Annotated in this window: 17 protein-coding genes and 1 pseudogene; 4 read left to right on the forward strand and 14 right to left on the reverse strand. The window is 58.8% G+C overall.

Annotated features, from left to right (window positions below):
• Positions 1–64: 64 nt before the first annotated feature.
• Positions 65–1,150, forward strand: a complete 1,086-nt coding sequence (gene sfnG, locus AACY44_RS18345) for a dimethylsulfone monooxygenase SfnG (protein ID WP_339436713.1) — start codon at positions 65–67, stop codon at positions 1,148–1,150.
• A gap of 191 nt (positions 1,151–1,341) precedes the next feature.
• On the opposite strand, the gene map is transcribed toward sfnG, so the two are convergent.
• Both map and AACY44_RS18360 read right to left on the reverse strand, forming a co-directional pair.
• Positions 1,342–2,097 carry a type I methionyl aminopeptidase gene (gene map / locus AACY44_RS18355; protein WP_339436712.1) on the reverse strand — a complete coding sequence of 252 codons (756 nt, stop codon included), beginning with the start codon at positions 2,095–2,097 and terminating at the stop codon, positions 1,342–1,344.
• Positions 2,097–2,297, reverse strand: coding sequence for a ParD-like family protein (locus tag AACY44_RS18360; RefSeq protein ID WP_314570019.1), 201 nt, complete (start codon positions 2,295–2,297; stop codon positions 2,097–2,099). The genes map and AACY44_RS18360 overlap by 1 nt, the downstream gene beginning before the upstream one ends.
• 276 nt (positions 2,298–2,573) lie before the next feature.
• On the opposite strand from AACY44_RS18360, the gene ilvA reads away from it, so the two are divergent.
• Together ilvA and AACY44_RS18370 are read left to right on the forward strand one after the other, a co-directional pair.
• A complete protein-coding gene (ilvA, locus tag AACY44_RS18365) occupies positions 2,574–3,614 on the forward strand; it encodes a threonine ammonia-lyase, biosynthetic (protein WP_339530802.1) in 1,041 nt (346 codons plus the stop codon).
• 226 nt (positions 3,615–3,840) lie between these two features.
• Positions 3,841–4,110 (forward strand): DUF1652 domain-containing protein, encoded by a 270-nt coding sequence (locus AACY44_RS18370; RefSeq protein ID WP_339418435.1) that lies wholly within the window; start codon positions 3,841–3,843, stop codon positions 4,108–4,110.
• Here AACY44_RS18370 and AACY44_RS18375 read toward each other — a convergent pair.
• The 10 genes and pseudogenes from AACY44_RS18375 to AACY44_RS18420 form a co-directional block, all read right to left on the reverse strand.
• Positions 4,107–4,505 (reverse strand): hypothetical protein, encoded by a 399-nt coding sequence (locus AACY44_RS18375; protein ID WP_339530804.1) that lies wholly within the window; start codon positions 4,503–4,505, stop codon positions 4,107–4,109. The genes AACY44_RS18370 and AACY44_RS18375 overlap by 4 nt on opposite strands.
• Positions 4,506–4,585: 80 nt before the next feature.
• The gene (locus tag AACY44_RS18380; RefSeq protein ID WP_339418437.1) at positions 4,586–4,843 is read right to left on the reverse strand and encodes a DUF2790 domain-containing protein; all 258 of its coding nucleotides are present in this window, start codon (positions 4,841–4,843) and stop codon (positions 4,586–4,588) included.
• A gap of 195 nt (positions 4,844–5,038) precedes the next feature.
• Positions 5,039–5,308 (reverse strand): annotated as a pseudogene (locus tag AACY44_RS18385) (DUF2790 domain-containing protein).
• Between the two features lie 87 nt (positions 5,309–5,395).
• The gene (locus AACY44_RS18390; RefSeq protein ID WP_339456552.1) at positions 5,396–6,331 is read right to left on the reverse strand and encodes a carbohydrate kinase family protein; all 936 of its coding nucleotides are present in this window, start codon (positions 6,329–6,331) and stop codon (positions 5,396–5,398) included.
• A gap of 12 nt (positions 6,332–6,343) precedes the next feature.
• Positions 6,344–7,825, reverse strand: coding sequence for a xylulokinase (xylB, locus tag AACY44_RS18395; protein WP_339530806.1), 1,482 nt, complete (start codon positions 7,823–7,825; stop codon positions 6,344–6,346).
• Positions 7,826–7,869: 44 nt separating this feature from the next.
• Complete coding sequence (locus AACY44_RS18400; RefSeq protein WP_339418440.1) at positions 7,870–9,360, reverse strand: mannitol dehydrogenase family protein; 1,491 nt, start codon at positions 9,358–9,360, stop codon at positions 7,870–7,872.
• Between the two features lie 18 nt (positions 9,361–9,378).
• Complete coding sequence (locus AACY44_RS18405; protein ID WP_339418441.1) at positions 9,379–10,482, reverse strand: ABC transporter ATP-binding protein; 1,104 nt, start codon at positions 10,480–10,482, stop codon at positions 9,379–9,381.
• Between the two features lie 39 nt (positions 10,483–10,521).
• A complete protein-coding gene (locus tag AACY44_RS18410) occupies positions 10,522–11,352 on the reverse strand; it encodes a carbohydrate ABC transporter permease (protein ID WP_339418442.1) in 831 nt (276 codons plus the stop codon).
• A 10-nt stretch (positions 11,353–11,362) separates the two neighbouring features.
• Positions 11,363–12,253: a carbohydrate ABC transporter permease gene (locus AACY44_RS18415; protein WP_339418443.1), complete on the reverse strand. Its 891-nt coding sequence runs from the start codon at positions 12,251–12,253 to the stop codon at positions 11,363–11,365.
• Between the two features lie 88 nt (positions 12,254–12,341).
• Positions 12,342–13,613 carry an ABC transporter substrate-binding protein gene (locus tag AACY44_RS18420; protein WP_370467894.1) on the reverse strand — a complete coding sequence of 424 codons (1,272 nt, stop codon included), beginning with the start codon at positions 13,611–13,613 and terminating at the stop codon, positions 12,342–12,344.
• A gap of 306 nt (positions 13,614–13,919) precedes the next feature.
• Between AACY44_RS18420 and AACY44_RS27780 the strand changes: the two genes are divergently transcribed.
• The gene (locus tag AACY44_RS27780) at positions 13,920–14,204 is read left to right on the forward strand and encodes a chitin-binding domain-containing protein (protein WP_339428005.1); all 285 of its coding nucleotides are present in this window, start codon (positions 13,920–13,922) and stop codon (positions 14,202–14,204) included.
• 87 nt (positions 14,205–14,291) lie between these two features.
• Here AACY44_RS27780 and AACY44_RS18425 read toward each other — a convergent pair whose 3' ends face one another.
• The gene (locus AACY44_RS18425) at positions 14,292–18,053 is read right to left on the reverse strand and encodes a hypothetical protein (RefSeq protein ID WP_339428004.1); all 3,762 of its coding nucleotides are present in this window, start codon (positions 18,051–18,053) and stop codon (positions 14,292–14,294) included.
• A gap of 98 nt (positions 18,054–18,151) precedes the next feature.
• Positions 18,152–19,057: an AraC family transcriptional regulator gene (locus AACY44_RS18430; RefSeq protein WP_339418448.1), complete on the reverse strand. Its 906-nt coding sequence runs from the start codon at positions 19,055–19,057 to the stop codon at positions 18,152–18,154.
• Between the last annotated feature and the right edge of the window lie 52 nt (positions 19,058–19,109).

A 19,109-nucleotide genomic window follows, 5' to 3' on the forward strand; every position in this document is an offset into this window, starting at 1 on the left:
TCCCCGGCCTGGCACGCTTGCTGCTCAAGCGTTCGGTACATCCTTTTGTGCGAGGTACCGATTGATGAGTCAGCAAGCCGTGAAATTTGCCTATTGGGTGCCCAACGTCAGTGGTGGGTTAGTGGTCAGCAAGATCGAGCAACGTACCGATTGGGGGATCGACTACAACCGCAAACTGGCGCAACTGGCCGAAGCCGCGGGCTTCGAGTATGGCCTGACCCAGATCCGCTTCACCGCCGGCTACGGCGCCGAGAACCAGCACGAATCCGTGGCGTTCAGCCATGCGCTGCTGGCCGCGACCACCACACTGAAAGTGATCGCCGCGATCCTGCCCGGCCCGTGGCAGCCGGCGCTGGCGGCCAAGCAACTGGCGACCATCGACCAGCTCACCAACGGCCGTATCGCGGTGAATATCGTCAGCGGTTGGTTCAAGGGCGAGTTCCAGGCCATCGGCGAGCACTGGCTGGAGCACGATGAGCGCTATCGCCGCTCCGAAGAATTCATTCGCGCCCTCAAAGGCATCTGGACCCAGGACGATTTCACCTTCAAGGGCGACTTTTACCGCTTCAACAATTACACCCTCAAGCCCAAGCCCATCGGTCAGCCGGAGGTGTTCCAGGGCGGCAGTTCACGGGCGGCGCGGGACATGGCCGCGCGGGTCTCGGACTGGTACTTCACCAATGGCAATACCCCAGAAGGCATCAAGGCCCAGGTCGATGACATCCGCGCCAAGGCAGCGGCGAATAACCATTCGGTCAAGGTCGGCGTCAACGCTTTCGTGATCGCCCGTGACACTGAGGAAGAAGCCCGCGCGGTGCTGGCGGAGATCATCGACAAGGCCGACCCGGAAGCGGTGAATGCCTTTGGTGACGCGGCCAAACAGGCCGGCAAGGCTTCACCCGAAGGCGAGGGCAACTGGGCCAAGTCCAGCTTTGAAGACCTTGTGCAGTACAACGACGGCTTCAAGACCGACCTGATCGGCACCCCGCAGCAGATCGCCGAACGCATCGTTGCGCTCAAGGCGGTCGGTGTGGACCTGGTGCTCGCGGGGTTCCTGCACTTCCAGCAAGAAGTCGAGTACTTCGGCAAACGCGTGTTGCCTTTGGTGCGCGAGCTGGAGGCCAAGGCTGCACTCAAACAGGTGGCTTAACGGATCCTTCAGGGTACGCAGGCTTTTGTAATGAGCGGGCTGCCGCGCGCTGGGCCGCAGTGTGGTCTTCGTAATAGTCGTTGGTCAGCGCAAATCGCCGGTAACCCTTGCGTTCATACAGAGCCAGGGCTGGTGACCCGGCGATGATCCAGCGCTTTGAGCTGACCGATGGCAAGCGCCGCCCGTTTGGTTCAGGAGGGGGTTTGCAGGGTCAGGACTTCGAAGCCATCCGCTGTCACCGCCACGGTATGTTCCCACTGCGCCGACAGGCTGTTGTCCTTGGTCACCACGGTCCAGCCATCCTTCAGGCTGCGCACTTTACTGCTGCCCTGGTTGAGCATCGGCTCAATGGTAAACACCATGCCTTCGCGCAGTTCCAACCCGGTGCCGGGGCGGCCGAAGTGCAGGATCTGCGGTTCTTCATGCATCTGCCGACCAATGCCGTGGCCGCAGTACTCGCGGACCACGCTGTAGCCGTTGGCTTGCGCGTGGCTCTGGATGGCATGGCCGATATCGCCCAGGCGGGCGCCGGGCTTGACCTGGCGGATGCCGGCCCACATGGCCTCAAAGGTCATTTCCACCAGGCGCCGCGCTTTGGGGGCGACGGTGCCGATCATGTACATCTTGCTGGAGTCGGCGATAAAACCGCCTTTTTCCAGGGTGATGTCGATGTTGATGATGTCGCCGTCCTTGAGAATCTCCTTGGCGCTGGGCATGCCGTGGCACACCACCTCGTTGATCGACGTGTTGATGGAGAAGGGGTAGTCATACTGGCCAAGGCTGGCAGGGCGGGCCTTGAGCTCATTGCGAATGAAGGCTTCGACGGCGCTGTCCAGCTCCAGGGTAGAGCGGCCGGCGGCGACAAAGCCGTCGAGCATGCTGAAGACCTGTGCCAGCAGGCGTCCGGCTTCACGCATCACGGCCAGTTGCGGGGCAGTCTTGATCATCAAGTGCGCCCCCGTATCAGGTCGGGCTTGTCGAGCAACAATTTGTTGATCAACGCGTTGTAGGGCAGGTTGGGGTTGAGTTCGGCAAGCAGGCCGATCTTGATCCAGAACTCGGCCTGGGCGTTGATGGAGCGGTCCATCGCGGCGCTGGCCAGGCGCAGTTGTTCGTGCAGTTGGTCGGTGATCTTGACGATGCCCATGATGTTCACTGTGCGGTATGAATATACAAATCGTATATGTTTCGTATATCCATCGTAAAGCCCCGGATGCTAAATGGTGCTTCATCATTGACGAAGTCACGGGCCGCCGGTTAGTTTCGTCACATGACCTTTCAAACCGTGTGCAGCCAGCAGAACATTATTATTACCGCCGTTCCTCATTTGGCGGGATAGCGCACGGCTGTACCCATACCCGCCCTAGAGGCGGGTTTTGTTTTTCCGTCTCCCGGGCCCTTTACAAGAAGCCAGGAGATACCTATGAGCACCTGTACCGCGCCTCACACCGCCGACCCGGGCCTGCTTGAACATTATGTGAAGAAGATTCTCGCCGCCCCGGTGTATGACTTGGCGGTGCGCACGCCCTTGCAGGCCGCCCCGGCGTTGTCAGCGTTGTTGGGTAACCAGGTGCTACTCAAGCGTGAAGACCTGCAACCGACCTTTTCCTTCAAAATCCGTGGCGCCTACAACAAGTTGGTGCAGCTCACGCCTGAGCAAAAGGCGCGTGGCGTGATCACGGCCTCCGCGGGCAATCATGCTCAGGGCGTAGCGCTCGCAGCAAAGGCGTTGGGGATTCAGGCGCGGATCGTCATGCCGAGCACCACGCCGGAGTTGAAAGTAGTGGGTGTACGTTCACGGGGCGCCGAAGTGGTGCTGCACGGGGCGAATTTCCCCTTTGCCCTGGCCCACGCGCTGCAGTTGGCCGATTCATCCGGGTGCACCTTCGTTTCGCCTTTCGATGACCCGGAGGTGATCGCCGGCCAGGGCACCGTGGCCATGGAAATCCTGCGCCAGCAGCAAGGCTCGTTGAGCGCGATCTTCGTGCCGGTTGGGGGCGGTGGCTTGATCGCTGGCGTGGCGGCCTACGTCAAATACCTGCGCCCCGAAGTGCGCATCATCGGCGTCGAGCCCGAGGGCTCCAGTTGCTTGTTGGCGGCGCTGCGGGCCGATGAGCGGGTGGTGCTGCCCAGCGTTGACGGGTTCGCCGACGGCACGGCAGTGGCGCAGGTCGGCGCCTATGGGTTTGAAATCTGCCGGGACTGGGTGGATGAGGTCATCACCGTGAGTAATGACGAACTCTGCAGCGCAATTAAGCTGATCTACGACGATACGCGCTCTATCACCGAGCCTTCAGGCGCTTTGGCGGTAGCGGGGATTTGCAAGCACGTTGCTGAACGTGGCGTGCGCGGGCAGACGCTGGTGGCGATTAATTCTGGAGCCAATATCAACTTTGATAGTTTGCGATATGTTGCTGAAAGGGTGATCGCGCACGGCGCTGTCTTCCACAACGTAGCGGGTTAAACGTTTAATCGAAGCCGTTCGATGATTATTTAACAGCCTCTATAAGTTCAAGTTTTAGTTATATGAAATCGACGCCTGCTTATGAGGAATCGTTACAACGAGGTTGGAGTTTGCCGAGTAGGCTTGGGTGCAGTAAGCGTCTTCCAAGGTCGGTAAGGCGCGGCGGGCAGGCGCTCGCCGGATTCACAACAATCTGTTGGCAGTCGCAAGAAAGGAGAGGTTGACCATGCTTTCGGAATTAGAACTTCGCAGCATTATTGAAGGAAGTTTCCTGCCCAAACGGTGTGAATGCACCAAAGCCGAAGATGCTTCGCTGACGATCAAAGTCTATGACGACCGCGACCGTGATCGGGTGGATTTGGAAGTCAAAGGCATAAACGCTGACAAACTCGACAGCAGCCGAGCCATCTGCAACCTGATCACCGGTTTGCGTGAAGACCTCAAGCACACCCAGGCACCCGTCCTGAAACAAGTGGCAGGGCGAAGCTACAACTAACGGGACGCCTGAGGTTGGACGACCGCAGACCTGTGGGCCTGGATAAACGCCAGGCCCAATACGGTTTCCGTTCCCACCGCCAGCAGAATGCCGGGTCCGGCATTGCCGTTTATCCATTCACTGAACCCCAGCGCCGCCAACACCAGGCATCCGGTGATAAAACCGGTGGTCATGGCGCGTCGCGTATGGGAGGGCGGTGCATAGCGAGCGAGATAAAACATCACGCCGATGGCCAGGAACAGCGCCGCGTTACGTCGGGCAATCAGGCCCGTGGGGCTGGCGTACTCCACGCTCCACAGCCACAACATCCATTCGGGGCGCAGGCCCCATATCAAGGCCAGGGCGAAGCAGAGCAAGGCGGTACAGAGGGCGAGCGTGTGAAAGCGCAGTTGCATGGCGAATCCTTTCAGCCGTTTGACGAGCGCGCAAGGATATCCCCTGTTGACGCATTACGCCGCCCTTATCTGCAGCCTGCTCAGTTTTGGAACAGGCAAGCCTCGGACATTTTTTTGTAGCTCACATAGTGCAGTTCACCGGCTTTGTCCAAGAACTTGATCTGGGCTTCGATGAGCTTGCAGTCATTGGTCTGGGGCTCGGTCATGGCAATCACTTTCTGAATGTCCATGGGCATGCCGTAGTGATACGGCACGGGTTTTGTTTCAGCCTGTGCCATTGCCGACAGGGTGGTGAGCGCCAAGGTGCAGCCGAGCAGGAATACGCTGTGCATGTTCATGAGGATTCTCCGTCAGTGGTCCGGTCCATCAACGCGATGAAGCGGTGACCGCCCCTTTAGCCAATAGCCTTGGAAATGCGGTTGGTCTCACTGTTGTCTCTCCACCTTAATCATTGATTAAATGGGAGTTTCTGGGGTATTTCCTACATGTTTACTGGTGGCTTTCCCACGGTATCGCCCAGTTGTCTTAACGTCTCAGTTTTGGACGTCGCAGGCATCGGACATTTTTCGGTAGCTCACGTCTTCGACTTTGCCCGCCTTATCCAAAAACTTGATATCGGCCTTGATGACTTTTCATTCGTCGGTCGGGGTTTCGTTCATCGCCAGGACCTTGTCGATATTCATCGGCATGCCGTACTGGTAAGGCACGGGTTTGGCAGTGGCGGGTTGATCGTCGGCCTGGGCCAGGCCTGAGGCTGCGGCCAGCGCCAAAGCGCTGCCGAGCATTAAAGTGCGTAGTGTCATAGGGGTTCTGCGCAAGTGGGTACGACTTGCCTGTCGACTTGCGGGATTAACCATCGATTAATGGTTACTTGGCTGACAAAACCTTCATCAGAGCTGCTCGCGATACGGCAGGTCGGGCCCGGTCTTGGCACAGGTCAGGGCAGCGGCGCGAATGGCGAAACCCAGCATGGCATCAATCTGCGCGCGCGTGAGCTGTTGCAGGCCTTGCACTGAATCCAGCTGATGCTCGGTCAGCCAGGCAATCAAGGCAGCCTGGAAGGTATCGCCGGCGCCCACCGTGTCGGCCATCACAACCTTGACTGCGGGTGCAGACCAGGTGCCATGCTGACGGCTGAATACGCTGGCGCCATCGCCACCGCGTGTCAGGAACACTAACTGACAACGATGTTGCAGCCAGCCCTGCAGCACGCTCTCGGGCGACTGGTCGGGGTAGAGCAGGTGCAGGTCTTCATCGCTGACTTTGATCAGGTCGGCATGCTTGGCCAGCTCGGCGACACGGTCGCGCCACAGTTGGAGGTCCGGTTGCGGGTTGAGCCGCACGTTGGGGTCGAGGCTGATCAGGCGCTTGCCGCTTTCGCGTTTGACCAGGCTCAGCAGGGTGTCGCCAATCGGCTGCACCACCAGCGAGAAGGAGCCGATATGCAGGCCGCGAATGTCATCGCCCAACTCCGGCAGGTGGGCGATTTCCAACAATCGATCGGCACAGCCTTCGCCGCGGAAGTTGTACTGCGGTGAGCCATTGGCGCCGACGGCGACCATCGACAAGGTCGTCGGCGCGGCAAATTCCACCAGGAACTGCTCGCTCACGCCTTCATCCTTGAGCACCTGCAACAAGCGGCGCCCCAGGAAGTCGCTGGATAAACCGCCAAACAGCCCGGCTTCGATACCCAGGCGACGCAACCCGACGGCGACGTTGAACGGCGAACCGCCGGCAATCGCCTTGTAATTGACCTTGGAAGCCTGCCCGCTGGCATCTTCTTCGCTGAAAAAATCAAACAGCGCTTCGCCACACACCAGATACATAGTCGTTCGCTCTTAAAGGGTTGCCACAAGCTGCTGATAGCGCTCGTATGCCTGTTGATAGGCGCTGACATTGGCCGCCACCGGGAGGGTCCGGCTGGCCGGGTCGACGCTCACGCATTTGTCGCACAGGCTGGCCAGGGGTTCGCCGGATTGACTCCACGCCGCCTGGATCGCCGCGCCCAGGGCGGCGGCTTCGCTTTGTTCAGTGCAGATCACTTCAGTGTTCATGATATCGGCGACCATCTGCCGCCACACAGGGCTTTTCGAACCGCCGCCGATCAGGCGGATGCTGTGGCTTTGCAGGCCGGTCTGGCGCAGCAGGTCGAGGCCGTAGCGCAGGCCGAAGGTGGTGCCCTCGACCACCGCGCGACACAGGTTGGCGCGGGTCAGGTTGGTCATGGTCAGGCCATGCAGGCTCCCCGTAGCGTGGGGCAGGGCGGGCACGCGTTCGCCGTTGAGGAAGGGCAGCATGCTCACGCCCTCGGCCCCGACAGGGGCGTGTTCGACCAACGCATTGAACGCGGCCAGGTCGAGGTCGAAGAGCTCGCGGATCACCCCGGTGGCATTGGTCAGGTTCATGGTGCAGATCAGTGGCAACCAGCCGCCGCTGGACGAGCAGAACGTGGCGACCGACGCCTGCGGGCTCACGTTAGGCTGGTCGGCGAACGCATACACGGTGCCCGACGAACCCAGGCTCATGGTGATCACGCCTGGGGCAATGTTGCCGGTGCCGATGGCGCCCATCATATTGTCGCCGCCGCCGCTCGAGACAATGGCGTTGGGGTTGATGCCCAGGCGTTCGGCGATAGCGGGCAAGAGAGTGCCGACGGGTCGATCGGCCTTGATCAGTTCCGGCAAGGCGTGTTCCAGGCGACCGCTCGGGTCGATGTGCTTGAGCAGCGCCACATCCCACTCACGGCTGCGCACGTTGAAATACCCCGTACCGGACGCATCGCCGTATTCCGCGACCGCGCGACCGGTCAGCCAGTAGTTGAGGTAGTCGTGGGGCAGCAGGATGTGCGCGATGCGCGCGAAAATGTCCGGATGCTGTTCGCGGGTCCACAGCAGCTTGGACACGGTGTAGCCCGGCGCAACCGCCACGCCGAGGCGTTCCAGCGAACCACTTTCGCCACCGAGGTGGTGCAGCAGGCGGTCGTTCTCCGGCGCCGTTTCGGTGTCGCACCACAACTTGGCCGGGCGCAGCACCTGACCTTTCTCGTCCAGCAGCACCAGGCCATGTTGCTGGCCGGAAACACCGATGCCGAGGATGTCCTGGCCATCCACACCGGCCTGTTGCAGGGCGCAGTGGGTGGCTTCGGTGAAAGCGTCCAGCCATTCCTGGGTGTGCTGTTCGCGACGGCCATTGGCGCCGCTGATCAGCGTGTGCGCCGCTGCGCCGAGTCCCAGCACCCTGCCGCTGGAGGCTTCGAGGACGATGGCTTTGGTGCCCTGGGTGCCGCAGTCGATGCCGAGAAACAGGTTTTGCTGGGTCATGAGGATTTTTGCTCAGCAGTATTATTGTTTGAGTGGTAACCCGATCAAAATGTGGGAGCCGGTTTCTTGAGTAGGTGTTGCAGTGTTGCGGTGACACCGTTGTCACGCAAGCTGACAAAGCACCGCTCGAAAGCTGCCACAAACGCAGGCGAGTTGGGAATAGCTGTACCAAAAATCTCTTCCACCCCCAACAGGCGTTTGCTGATCAGCGCGTCATCACTCACCAGTCCCTGGCAAAACTCAGCCCGCGGATCCGGGATCTTGTAGCTCTCCCCGTTCTCATCCACACCTTTCAAATACAGCGCCCAGGCCGCCACCACCAACGCGGCGCGCTCGGTCTCGCGGCCATCGGCGATCAACCGGTTAATGGTTGGGACGGTGAACTTGGGAAACTTCGACGAGCCGTCCGAGCACACGCGCTCCAATTGATCGGCAATCGCCTGATTGGAGAAGCGATCCACCAAGGTCTGCTTATAGTCCGTCAGATCAATACCCGGTACCGGCGCCAGGTTCGGCGTGACATCAAGGTCCATATAGGCACGCATGTAAGCGACAAACACCGGATCGTTCATGGTCTCGTGAACAAACCGATAGCCCTTGAGAAAGCCCAGGTAGGTCAGTGCCAAATGACTGCCATTGAGCAGGCCGATCTTCATTTCTTCATAAGGCGTGACGTCATCGGTGAACTGCACGCCGACCTTTTCCCAGGCCGGGCGTCCGTTGACGAATTTGTCCTCCAGCACCCACTGCACGAAGGGTTCGCACACCACGGGCCAGGCATCGTCGATGCCGTGTTCGTCGTGCAGTTGCAGGCGGTGGGCGGTGCTGGTCATGGGCGTGATGCGGTCGACCATGGCATTCGGGAAGCTCACATTGGCCTTGATCCAGTCATGCAACTCGCCATTGTGCAGGGCGGCGAAGGCCAGCAGCGCTTTGCGCGTGACAGCGCCATTGTGCGGCAGGTTATCGCAGGACATCACGGTAAACGCCGGGATGCCGGCGGCGCGGCGTTTGGTCAGGGCGGCGCAGATAAAGCCAAATACGGTTGTCGGTGACGTGGGGTGCGCCAGGTCGTGCTGGATCTGCGGCAAGTGGGCCATGAACTCGCCATTGCTGTCGTCGATGCAGTAGCCGCCTTCGGTGATGGTCAGCGAGACGATGCGAATCTGCGGGCTGGCCAGCTTGTCGATCAGCGCCTGGGCGCCGTCTTCAGCCAGCAGCATGTCGCTGATCGAACCGATCACGCGCACCTCGGTGTCGTCGGTGTCGCCCAGCTCATACAGGGTGAACAGGTAGTCCTGGCCAGCCAGATCGTCACGCGCCTTGCGGTCCTCACTACGCAGGCCGACGCCACAGATGCTCCAGTCCAGGCCTTCGCCCGTGTTCATCAGCGCATCGGTGTAATACGCCTGGTGCGCGCGGTGAAAGCCGCCGACACCGATGTGCGCAATGCCCTGGGACGTGCTGGCAATCGCATAGGTTGGCAGCTTCACTTGCGGTGCCAACTGGGTGAGGTTCTGTTTATTCAGCTTCATGACGGAATACTCGCGAGATCAGGCGGCAGCGCGCAGTGGGCGGGCCACGGCAACACCGTCGGTGTCGAACAGATGGCAGTGCGCCGGGTCCAGGTGCAGGTGCAGCGTCTCGCCGTACTGGCTGGCCATATCGCCACGAATCCGCATGGTCAGCGGCTCGCCGTTGGCGGTAATGACGTGGCAGAAGGTGTCGCTGCCCAGGCGTTCGCCGACATCGGCGGTGACGGTCAGGGTGGTTTGCCCCGGTGCGGCGATTTCCAGGTGCTCAGGGCGGATGCCCAGGGTCACCGCACTGCCGACGCTCAAGCTGGCACCGCTCAACGGCAGGCTGATGGTGGTGCCAGCGTCCAACTGCACATCGCAGCCTTGGCTTTCGATACGGGTGACCGTGCCCTTGAGGAAGCCCATCTTCGGCGTGCCGAGGAAACCCGCGACAAACAGGTTGGCGGGCTGGTGGTACAGCTCCAGTGGCGAACCGACTTGCTCGATACGGCCGCTGTTCAACACCACGACCTTGTCGGCCAGGGTCATGGCTTCAACCTGGTCGTGGGTCACGTAGATCATGGTCGCCTGCAGCTCTTTATGCAGGCGCGCCAGCTCCAGGCGCATCTGCACGCGCAGGGCGGCGTCGAGGTTGGACAGCGGCTCATCGAACAGGAATATCTTCGGGTTACGCACAATCGCGCGGCCGATCGCCACACGCTGACGCTGCCCACCGGACAGCTGCTTGGGCTTACGCTCCAGCAACGGGCCCAGCTCGAGAATGCGCGCCGCTTCGCTGACCTTGCTCTCCACCAGCTTCTTGTCGATACCGGCCAGGTCCAGCGCAAACGACATGTTCTTGCGCACGCTCATGTGCGGGTACAACGCGTAGGTCTGGAACACCATGGCCAGGTCACGCTTGGCCGGGGTGACTTCGGTGATGTCGCGGCCATCCAGCTCGATGGTGCCTTCGCTGACTTCTTCAAGGCCCGCGATCAGGCGCAGCAGCGTGGACTTACCGCAGCCCGAGGGGCCGACGAATACTACGAATTCCTTGTCGTTCACTTCCAGGTCGATGCCCTTGATGATGGAAAAGCCTTCGAAGCCTTTTTGCAGATTCTTGATTTTCAGGTTGGCCATGGGATGGGCCTCCGCTTTGAATTTTTTATTAGGCAGCCGTTACTTCACGGCGCCGAAGGACAAACCGCGCACCAGCTGTTTCTGGCTGATCCAGCCGAAGATCAGGATCGGCGCGCAGGCCAGGGTCGAGACGGCGGACAATTTGGCCCAGAACAAGCCTTCAGGGCTGGAGTAGGAGGCGATCAACGCGGTCAGCGGCGCGGCGCTGGACGAAGTCAGGTTCAGCGACCAGAACGCCTCGTTCCAGCACAGGATCAACGACAGCAACACCGTGGACGCCAGGCCGCCCTTGGCGATCGGCAGCAGTACGCGGACCATTTCCTGCCACAGAGTGGCGCCATCCAGGCGGGCGGCTTCGAGGATGTCCTTGGGAATGTCCTTGAAGTAGGTGTAAACCATCCACACCACGATCGGCAGGTTGATCAGGGTGTAGATGATGATCAGCGCAATGCGCGTATCCAGCAGGCCCATGCTCTTGGCCAGCAGGTAGATCGGCATCAGCACGCCTACCGGCGGCAGCATCTTGGTAGAGAGCATCCACAACAGCGTGCCTTTGGTGCGTTTGGTTTCGTAGAACGCCATGGAGTAGGCGGCCGGCACCGAGATCAGTAGGCATAGGGCCGTGGCGCTGAAGGAAATCAGCACCGAGTTCCACGCATAACTGAAGTAGTTGCTGCGCTCGTTGATGTGCAGGTAGTTCTCCAGCGTTGGCGTGAAGATGAACTGCGGCGGTGTGGCGAACGCGTCGATTTCGGTCTTGAAGCTGGTCAGCACCATCCAGAAGATCGGGAAGAAGATCAGGATCGCGATGGCCCAGGCCAATGTGCCAAGCAGCAGGCTTTGCAGGCGGCGGGATTGTTGAAGCGTCATGGCGCGGCCCTCAAGGCTTGTCAGTCAGGTTTTTGCCGATCATCCGCACCAGGATGATCGCCGCGATATTGGCGATGACCACGGCAATCAAGCCGCCGGCCGAGGCCATGCCCACGTCGAACTGCACCAGCGCCTGGTTGTAGATCAGGTAGGCGAGGTTGGTCGAGGCGTAACCGGGGCCACCGTTGGTGGTGGTGAAAATTTCGGCGAATACCGAGAGCAGAAAGATCGTTTCGATCATCACCACCACGGCGATCGGGCGGGCCAGGTGGGGCAGCGTCAGGTGCCAGAAGATCGCGATGGCGCCGGCACCGTCGAGGCGTGCGGCTTCCTTTTGCTCCTGGTCGAGGGATTGCATGGCAGTCATCAACAGCAGGATCGCGAAGGGCAGCCATTGCCACGACACAATGATGATGATCGACAGCAACGGGTAGTGCGCCAGCCAGTCCACCGGCTCGGCACCGAAAAACTTCCACACGGCGGCGAGAATCCCCGACACGGGGTGGAAAATCAGGTTCTTCCAGATCAGCGCGCCGACGGTGGGCATAATGAAGAAGGGCGAAATCAACAACACCCGCACCAGGCCGCGACCGAAGAACTCACTGGCTTCCAGCAGGGCACTGATCAACACGCCGAACACCACGCTGATCAGCAGCACGCTGCCTACCAGCAACAGAGTATTGGTGGCACCTGGCAGGAAGCCCGAGTCGGTGATGAAGTAGGTGAAGTTCTCCAGCCCCACGAATTGGTTTTCGCCAGGGTAGAGCAGGTTGTAGCGGATCAGCGAAAAGTACAGGGTCATGCTCAGGGGCACGATCATCCACAGCAGCAACAAAGCCACGGAGGGGCTGACGAGGAACCAGCCGGGGTTGGCCAGGCGATTTTTGGGTGTTGTATTCATGGTATTCGAGACCGGTACAGAGCAAGAATCGGAGTGCGGTCAAATGTGGGAGCAGGCTTGCTCCCACATTTACAGTGGAAGGCTCACCTTACTTGGGGTAACCCGCCCGCTTCATTTGACGCTCGGTGTTGGTCTGCGCGGCGGTCAGTGCAGCATCCACCGTCTGCTGACCGGTCAGAGCGGCCGAGAAGAACTTGCCGACCTGGGTGCCAATTGCCTGGAACTCAGGAATGGTGACCAACTGGATACCGATATACGGCACCGGCTTGAGCGTTGGTTTGGTCGGGTCCGCCACTTTCAGCGATTCCAGGGTTACCTTGGCAAACGGCGCGGCCTTCATGTACGCGTCGCTGTAGGTCGACTTGCGCGTGCCAGGGGGTACGTTGGCAACGCCGTCGGTCTTGGCGACCAATGCGCCATATTCCTTGGAGGTGGCCCAGGTAGTAAACACCTTGGCGGCGTCCTTGGCCTTGGAGCTGGTAGGGATTGCCAGGCTCCAGGAGTACAGCCACGACGTACCTTTGTCGGTTTTTTCGTGCGGGGCAAAGGTGAAGCCGACATGGTCAGCCACTTTGCTTTGGGTGTCGTCGGTCACAAACGAGCCGGCGACGCTGGCGTCGACCCAGATTGCGCACTTGCCGCTGTTGAACAGCGCCAGGTTTTCGTTGAAACCGTTGCTGGAGGCACCCGGCGGGCCTGATTTCTTCATGTTGTCGACGTAGAAGTTCAGCGCCTCCTTCCATTCAGGGCCGTTGAATTCCGGTTGCCACTTCTCGTCGAACCAGCGCGCCCCGTAACCATTGGCCAGGGTGGTGATCAGCGCCATGTTCTCACCCCAACCGGCTTTGCCGCGCAGGCACAGGCCGTATTGCTCTTTGGTCTTGTCGGTGAGTTTGCTGGCGAATTCGCCGATCTGGGTCCAGGTCGGGTGCTCGGGCATGCTCAGCCCGGCGTCTTTGAACAGGTCGGTGCGGTAATAAGTGATCGAACTTTCGGCGTAGAACGGCAGGGCATACAGCGAGCCTTTGACAGACAGACCGTCACGCACCGAAGGGAATACGTCATCGAGGTCGTAGGACGCCGGCAAGTCCTTCATCGGCTCCAGCCAACCCTTGGCACCCCAAAGTGCTGCTTCGTACATGCCGATGGTTAACACATCGAACTGTCCGCCCTGGGTGGCAATGTCAGTGGTCAGGCGTTGGCGCAGTACGTTTTCTTCGAGCACCACCCAGTTCAACTTGATTTCCGGATGCTCGGCCTCGAAGGTTTTCGATAGCTTTTGCATGCGGATCATGTCGCTGTTGTTGACGGTCGCAATCGTCAGGGTTTGCGCGCCAAGGCTGACGGCGCTGAGGGTCATGCAAGAAAAGGCAATTAGAGCTTTTGCTGTGAACTTCATCGCGCACTCCATTTCTGCGCCCAGGGGCTACAGAAGGACAGTTATTGTTGTTGTGTCTTCCACGACAGCAGGAAGAGTGTGCGTTGATTACAGCCCTCAAATGGCGCTGTGACAAATCCTTGGGAGCACTGGGACTGATACTTTTTTGCACTCGGCCTGCAAAGGTTCAACGGCACCTACAGTGGCGCCGACCTGTTAGTTCTGACAGTAGACGCTTATGAGCACTGGAGGGTTAATGGTTCGGCACAACCCAACTAGGAGATGTTTATGAACGGTTCTCGCGCAATCCTCAAAAACAACGCACTTTATAAAATCGCAGTGGGCTTGGTCATTGCTGTTTCGATCAGCGCCTGTAATACGCAGCTAACGGAACCTGCGGAAACACTTGAGCTTCCTTGCAGGGTAGCGGGCTATTTTAAAAGTCAAGACAGGGTGGGCGGGTTCTACCGATGTGTTTGGAACGCCAACATTAATCGGTGGCTTCAATATCCCTACACTTGCCCCACCGGACTGGAGTTCAGCGAACCGTTACAAGCGTGTGTAAAGCCCTGACATGTTTGCCTGGGTCTATTTATTAGCAGGATAAACAAGAAAGTGCACAGGGATCAGTACATGTACTGATCCCTGTTTGCATCTACCTCATATCGGATAGGGGGTCTGGATGATGCAAATATCATCCAGGTCATAGATCCCGCCGGTGGTTGGGTTTCTGAAGGCTATCGAGGCGACAAACGGGTTGCCGGGTAAGTAGCCGAGCGGAATGTCGACATTCAGCCAGGTATTGATAGCGGGGACCTGAGGCGTGCTGTTGAGTGTGCCCAGCCGGATTTCAATGAACGTTGGCGCGCCAATGGCGGCGAACTTGTTGATCCGATACCTGAAACTGATCCGGTAATAGCCTGCGGTGGCAGGCGTCAAGGTTTTGTACAGTCGGACCCCGTTGGCAGTCATGGGGCCTGCCTGCCAAAAGAAGTTGCCATTGGGTTCGCGTCGGATGCCCACATCAGGCCACTCACTGAGCCAGTAATTCACGTAATTGTTGGTGAATGTCGTGCAGTCGTGAACCATCACGTTTTTTACTGTGTAACGCGTTGGCGGAAACTCAATCGCTTGCCCCTCATCCCTGACGCCGTTGAACGCCACCTTTAACTGCAGGGTCAGCAGGCTGTTGCTTCCTAGGTCGTGCAGGTAACTGCTCAACACCGTCTCCAGGTGATAACCCTGGCTGATCCAGGCAGCGTCAACCTCGCCATAGACCGTACCGTCCAGCAGGGTCAAGTTGTGCGCCTTACCGTCGCGGTCGGTACCGAACAATTTGAACCATACGGGTTGGTGCCGTGCAATAAATGGCCAGGTCGTCGCCCTGGCGGTGGCATTACCGATCAATGTGTCCAAATCGATCACGCCGGCAGGTGTGGCTTCATCGATCTTGATCACGGTTTTTTTCAACTCGGATTGAGGCAACGGTTCAAGATTCACCGTGAGCAAGACAGAGGGCCGGGTATCCGTACCTTTGGTAACCGTGTACCTGATTGTGAATTGGCTCGTGGTGCTGCGGATATTGGCGGCAATCAATGGGGCGTCCAGGGGAACAATGACGGTGCCATCGGTTTCCCCGTAGATCGGCCCGATGGTAGCCGAGCCGGCGCCGGCACTGCCTAGAACTTCCACATAGATCTTGTCGGTGGTGCTCATCGGACCATAGCTCACCCGCAGATTCGCACCGTATTGTGCATTCAGCGGCGCCAATGTCACCAACGTGCCGGACCCGCTTGCCTCTTCCAAGATGGGCACCGGGTACTGCGCAGGCAAGGCCCTGACGGTGTAGTCGCGTTGCAAAAACCTTACAGCATTGGACAGGTCCGGGCTCTGGTCGAAAGTGACTGCGCAGCGCATGGTCAATTGCGTGCCGTCCAAGAGCTTGCGTATTTGCGCAATGGGTGCAAGTGGATGAAGACCGTTCTGCTCGCCGTCCAGTCCCACCAGGTCCCCATAGTAGAAGGCATGGTAAAACTGATTGCCGTCTGCATAGGTACCGAGCATTTCGAACCACGCCCGCTGAAAGTGATGGATGAAGAACCAGCGATCGACAAAGGCGCGTTCGGTGCCCTTCAGTGTGCTGATGTCCAGCACCGCATCCAACGCATGGCCCTCCAGATAGGGTTTGGGGAATGGCGGTGGTAACAACTCCAGGTTCAACACGGGCGAAGGCGTTCTGTGCAGGCCCCGGATTACGAAGTACTGCACTGTGATAAAGCGCCCTTGCTCCTGGATGTTGGCACCCACTACATCTGGGGCGATGTCGATATGCAGGACTTTCGATGTATTGCCATCCTGGGTTTCGCAATAGGTACCAATTTCTGGGATTCCTCTCCAGCAGGTCTCGATCTGGTCAGTGGGTCGCATTTGCGCAATATCGACCACGACCGTCGCTCCCTGCGTAGCGGCAACTGCCGCCAGTTGGTCGGGATAGCGGGTTGCTTCTGCGACTTCCGGTCGTGTCAGTTCGAGTGCTTTTCCCACTGTGATGAGCAGAACATCCGAAAAGCGTTTCGCGCTGCCATCCGCCGGTTGGAGTGTGTAGCTGAGACGAATTTCTCCATCGTTATTGGCAATGGCGTATTTCGCCTCTACTGGGATCACGACCTGCCTGCCCGCTGTCGATGAGTTGAGTGTCACGTCATCACTGACGGAGCCGTTGCTGGCAGAACCTCTCCAAAACCACTCGAGAATGTCGCCAGGGAACGTACGCGTTTCGGTCAAGGTCAAGTTGAGCGTGGTGCCGATAATGCTATCAATGTCCAAGTTCTTGAACAGGTCTGCGTATTGCAGTTTTGGTTCGGGCATTGAGCGTACTGCTGCGCCGAAAGTTACTTCCAGAACCTCGGATTTGCGCACCGCGTGAATGCCTTGCCCCATGATCCGCATTTGGCCGTCGTTGACGAGGTAGAACACGCGGACCAGTCCCAGCCCGATGAAACGCGAAAACTGCTCCTGGAGCACTGTGCGAGGGGGCGGGGGTGGCTCTTTTGCGCCAGCCAGCAATTCTTCTTCGTACTCGACCAGCCGGCCTGTCGAGTCCAGGGCCTCCATGCGGAAGATGACGCTCCAGTCAGCGTTATAGGGGGAGAATTTCGGGAAGAAAGCCTGGAAATGTTCGATCGATGGATCGATAAAGCCACCTTCGCTTTTATCGATGGTCATTGCCGGCATCGACTTTTTCGTGCCTGAAACCGGGACGTTCAAGCGTCGCGAGGTGCCGAGGAGCGTGCCAGTGGCGGTGGTCAGTGTGTAGAACAATTGGGCGCGGCCGTTAACCGCCAGTTGAATATATTTGGGGTCAATGTCGGTGGTGGCCGACAGGCCGATTCGAGCGGGAAATGGGGGTAATGGGGTGACGGTATTTTCGCCATTATCATCGAACACGACGAGCGTCAGGTGGATCAACGTGCCGACAGGCGTGGTCGTGCCATCGGGTAGCTTTCTGGGAACGAAGACCTCCCCTTCATAGGGGCCATCACCAACAAGGTCTACATTGACCTCAGTCACTGAATCCCCGTTGACCACCAAGTGTGGCCGTTCGAGCGCATATAGGTCCAGATCGGCTTCCACCTTCTCAGGCTTCGACCACTGCGGCACTTCCCCCGAGTAGTTGAACACGATGTCGAAGACCCGGAAGTAAATCACCACCACGCCGCTGCCTCCGGCGATGATGATTGCTTCCGGTACATGCACGACAATCGGCTTGATACCGTCGAGGTGGTCTTGATCAATCTCTAGGAACACTGGGTGACCGTTCCACCACACCTCGACAGTGTCTCCCAACGCCATGTTCGGGTAAGGATCAACCGTCAAGTCAACGCCTTGCTCAGCCCGCTCGGGGTCGAGTACACCCCCCACCAGATCAGGCGGTAGATGGATGACCAGGCGCGAGTGATAGTAGGGATTGGTGCTGACGCCGCCGGGACGGTCGGTTTTAACAAGCCAGGTTTCATAAGGGGAGGTGCTCGGGGTGTCGCTGCCCACTCTCTTCACTTGGCCAAAACACGGATAAACAAAGCCCCTCGGAACCAACCCCTCAGGGATCACCAGCGTTAAAAAATTCTTATCCGGATCCAAGTCCTCGTGCCTGACCTCATCGGCAGCAATGGCGTAGGTGAAACTGCCCATGAATAACCTGAACGTGTCGCCCTCGTTGAAGTTGAACCACTTGCTGAAACGCACCGTAAGCCAGGGCTCCACCAGTCGAATATTCAAGCCGCTATCAGCGCCTGGAATCGGTCGTACTGCGTCGCTGACGAAGGGTGGGTCCAGCGGGTCGACAATGACAGGGGGCTTTGGCCCATGGCGATGGGGTTTGCAGACAGGGCAAGGCAAGTTGGAGGACGTGAATTTTTTCATAGCGAGCGCTCCTTATGCAGCGTAAAGCTGGGTAAGGAAATCACACACCCCTGGGTGTGGCGCGTATAGCTGTCAAAGTTGACAGTAGCGACGGGCGGTCAAGCCAGGTTCTGCTCTGTCAAGCGCTGCACCGCCAACCGACGGTAGTGCGACGGCGTCATGCCCTTGAGCTGCTGGAAGCGCCGATTGAAGTTGGAAATATTATTGAAGCCCGATTCAAAGCACACATCGGTCACCGGTTTGTCGCCGTCGGCGAGCAGTTCACAGGATTTGCTGATACGCAGCCGATTGACGAACTCGATGAAGGTGCGTCCGGTGGCTTGCTTGAACACCCGGGAGAAATACGTGGGCTTCATCCCGAGGTAGGCCGCGACTTCTTCCAGCGGCAACTCGCGTGCGTAGTGAGCAAATATGTAATCCACTGCACGGTTGGTGCGGTCGATGCTGTGCTCGTCGGCCAGTTGCGGGGTCGTTGCACCGGACAATAGTTGGTAGTCCTCACAGGCACTCAGCACCTCCAGCAAAATAAAGAAGTGCCCCAGGCGCGCCATGCCCTGGGCATCCTCGATGCGTTGCATCAAGGTCATCGCCTGGGCAATCGTGCGTTTGCAGCGAAATTCGATGCCGTACTGCGCCCGTTCCAGTAGCGGTGCCAGCGTCTTGAGTTCGGTGAAAATGTGGCTGCCGTTCTCCAGCAACTCATCGGTAAAGTTCACCAGCATGTCGCGCTTGGGCACCACCTCGTCTTCCTCGATCTGGCTGATCCAGTTGTGGGGCAGGTTGGGGCCGGTGAGAAACAGGCTTTCCGGGTAGAAGTTGCCGATATAGTCGCCGATAAACACCTTGCCGGAACTCGCGACGATCAGGTGCAGCTCGAATTCCTTGTGAAAGTGCCAGCGCACCAGCGGGCAGGGGAAGCCGTGCTGGCGATAGATGATGGACAGACCGTTGTGATCGTCCATCAACTCGTAGGAAGGGTCGGTGATTCGCGTTGCTCGGGTCATGCTGCCGTCGCTTTATTGTGGTTGCCGCGTAGGATAATGCCCCCTCGCACGT

The sequence above is a fragment of the Pseudomonas sp. RA_15y_Pfl1_P11 genome (assembly GCF_963970975.1).
Lineage (GTDB): Bacteria > Pseudomonadota > Gammaproteobacteria > Pseudomonadales > Pseudomonadaceae > Aquipseudomonas > Aquipseudomonas tritici.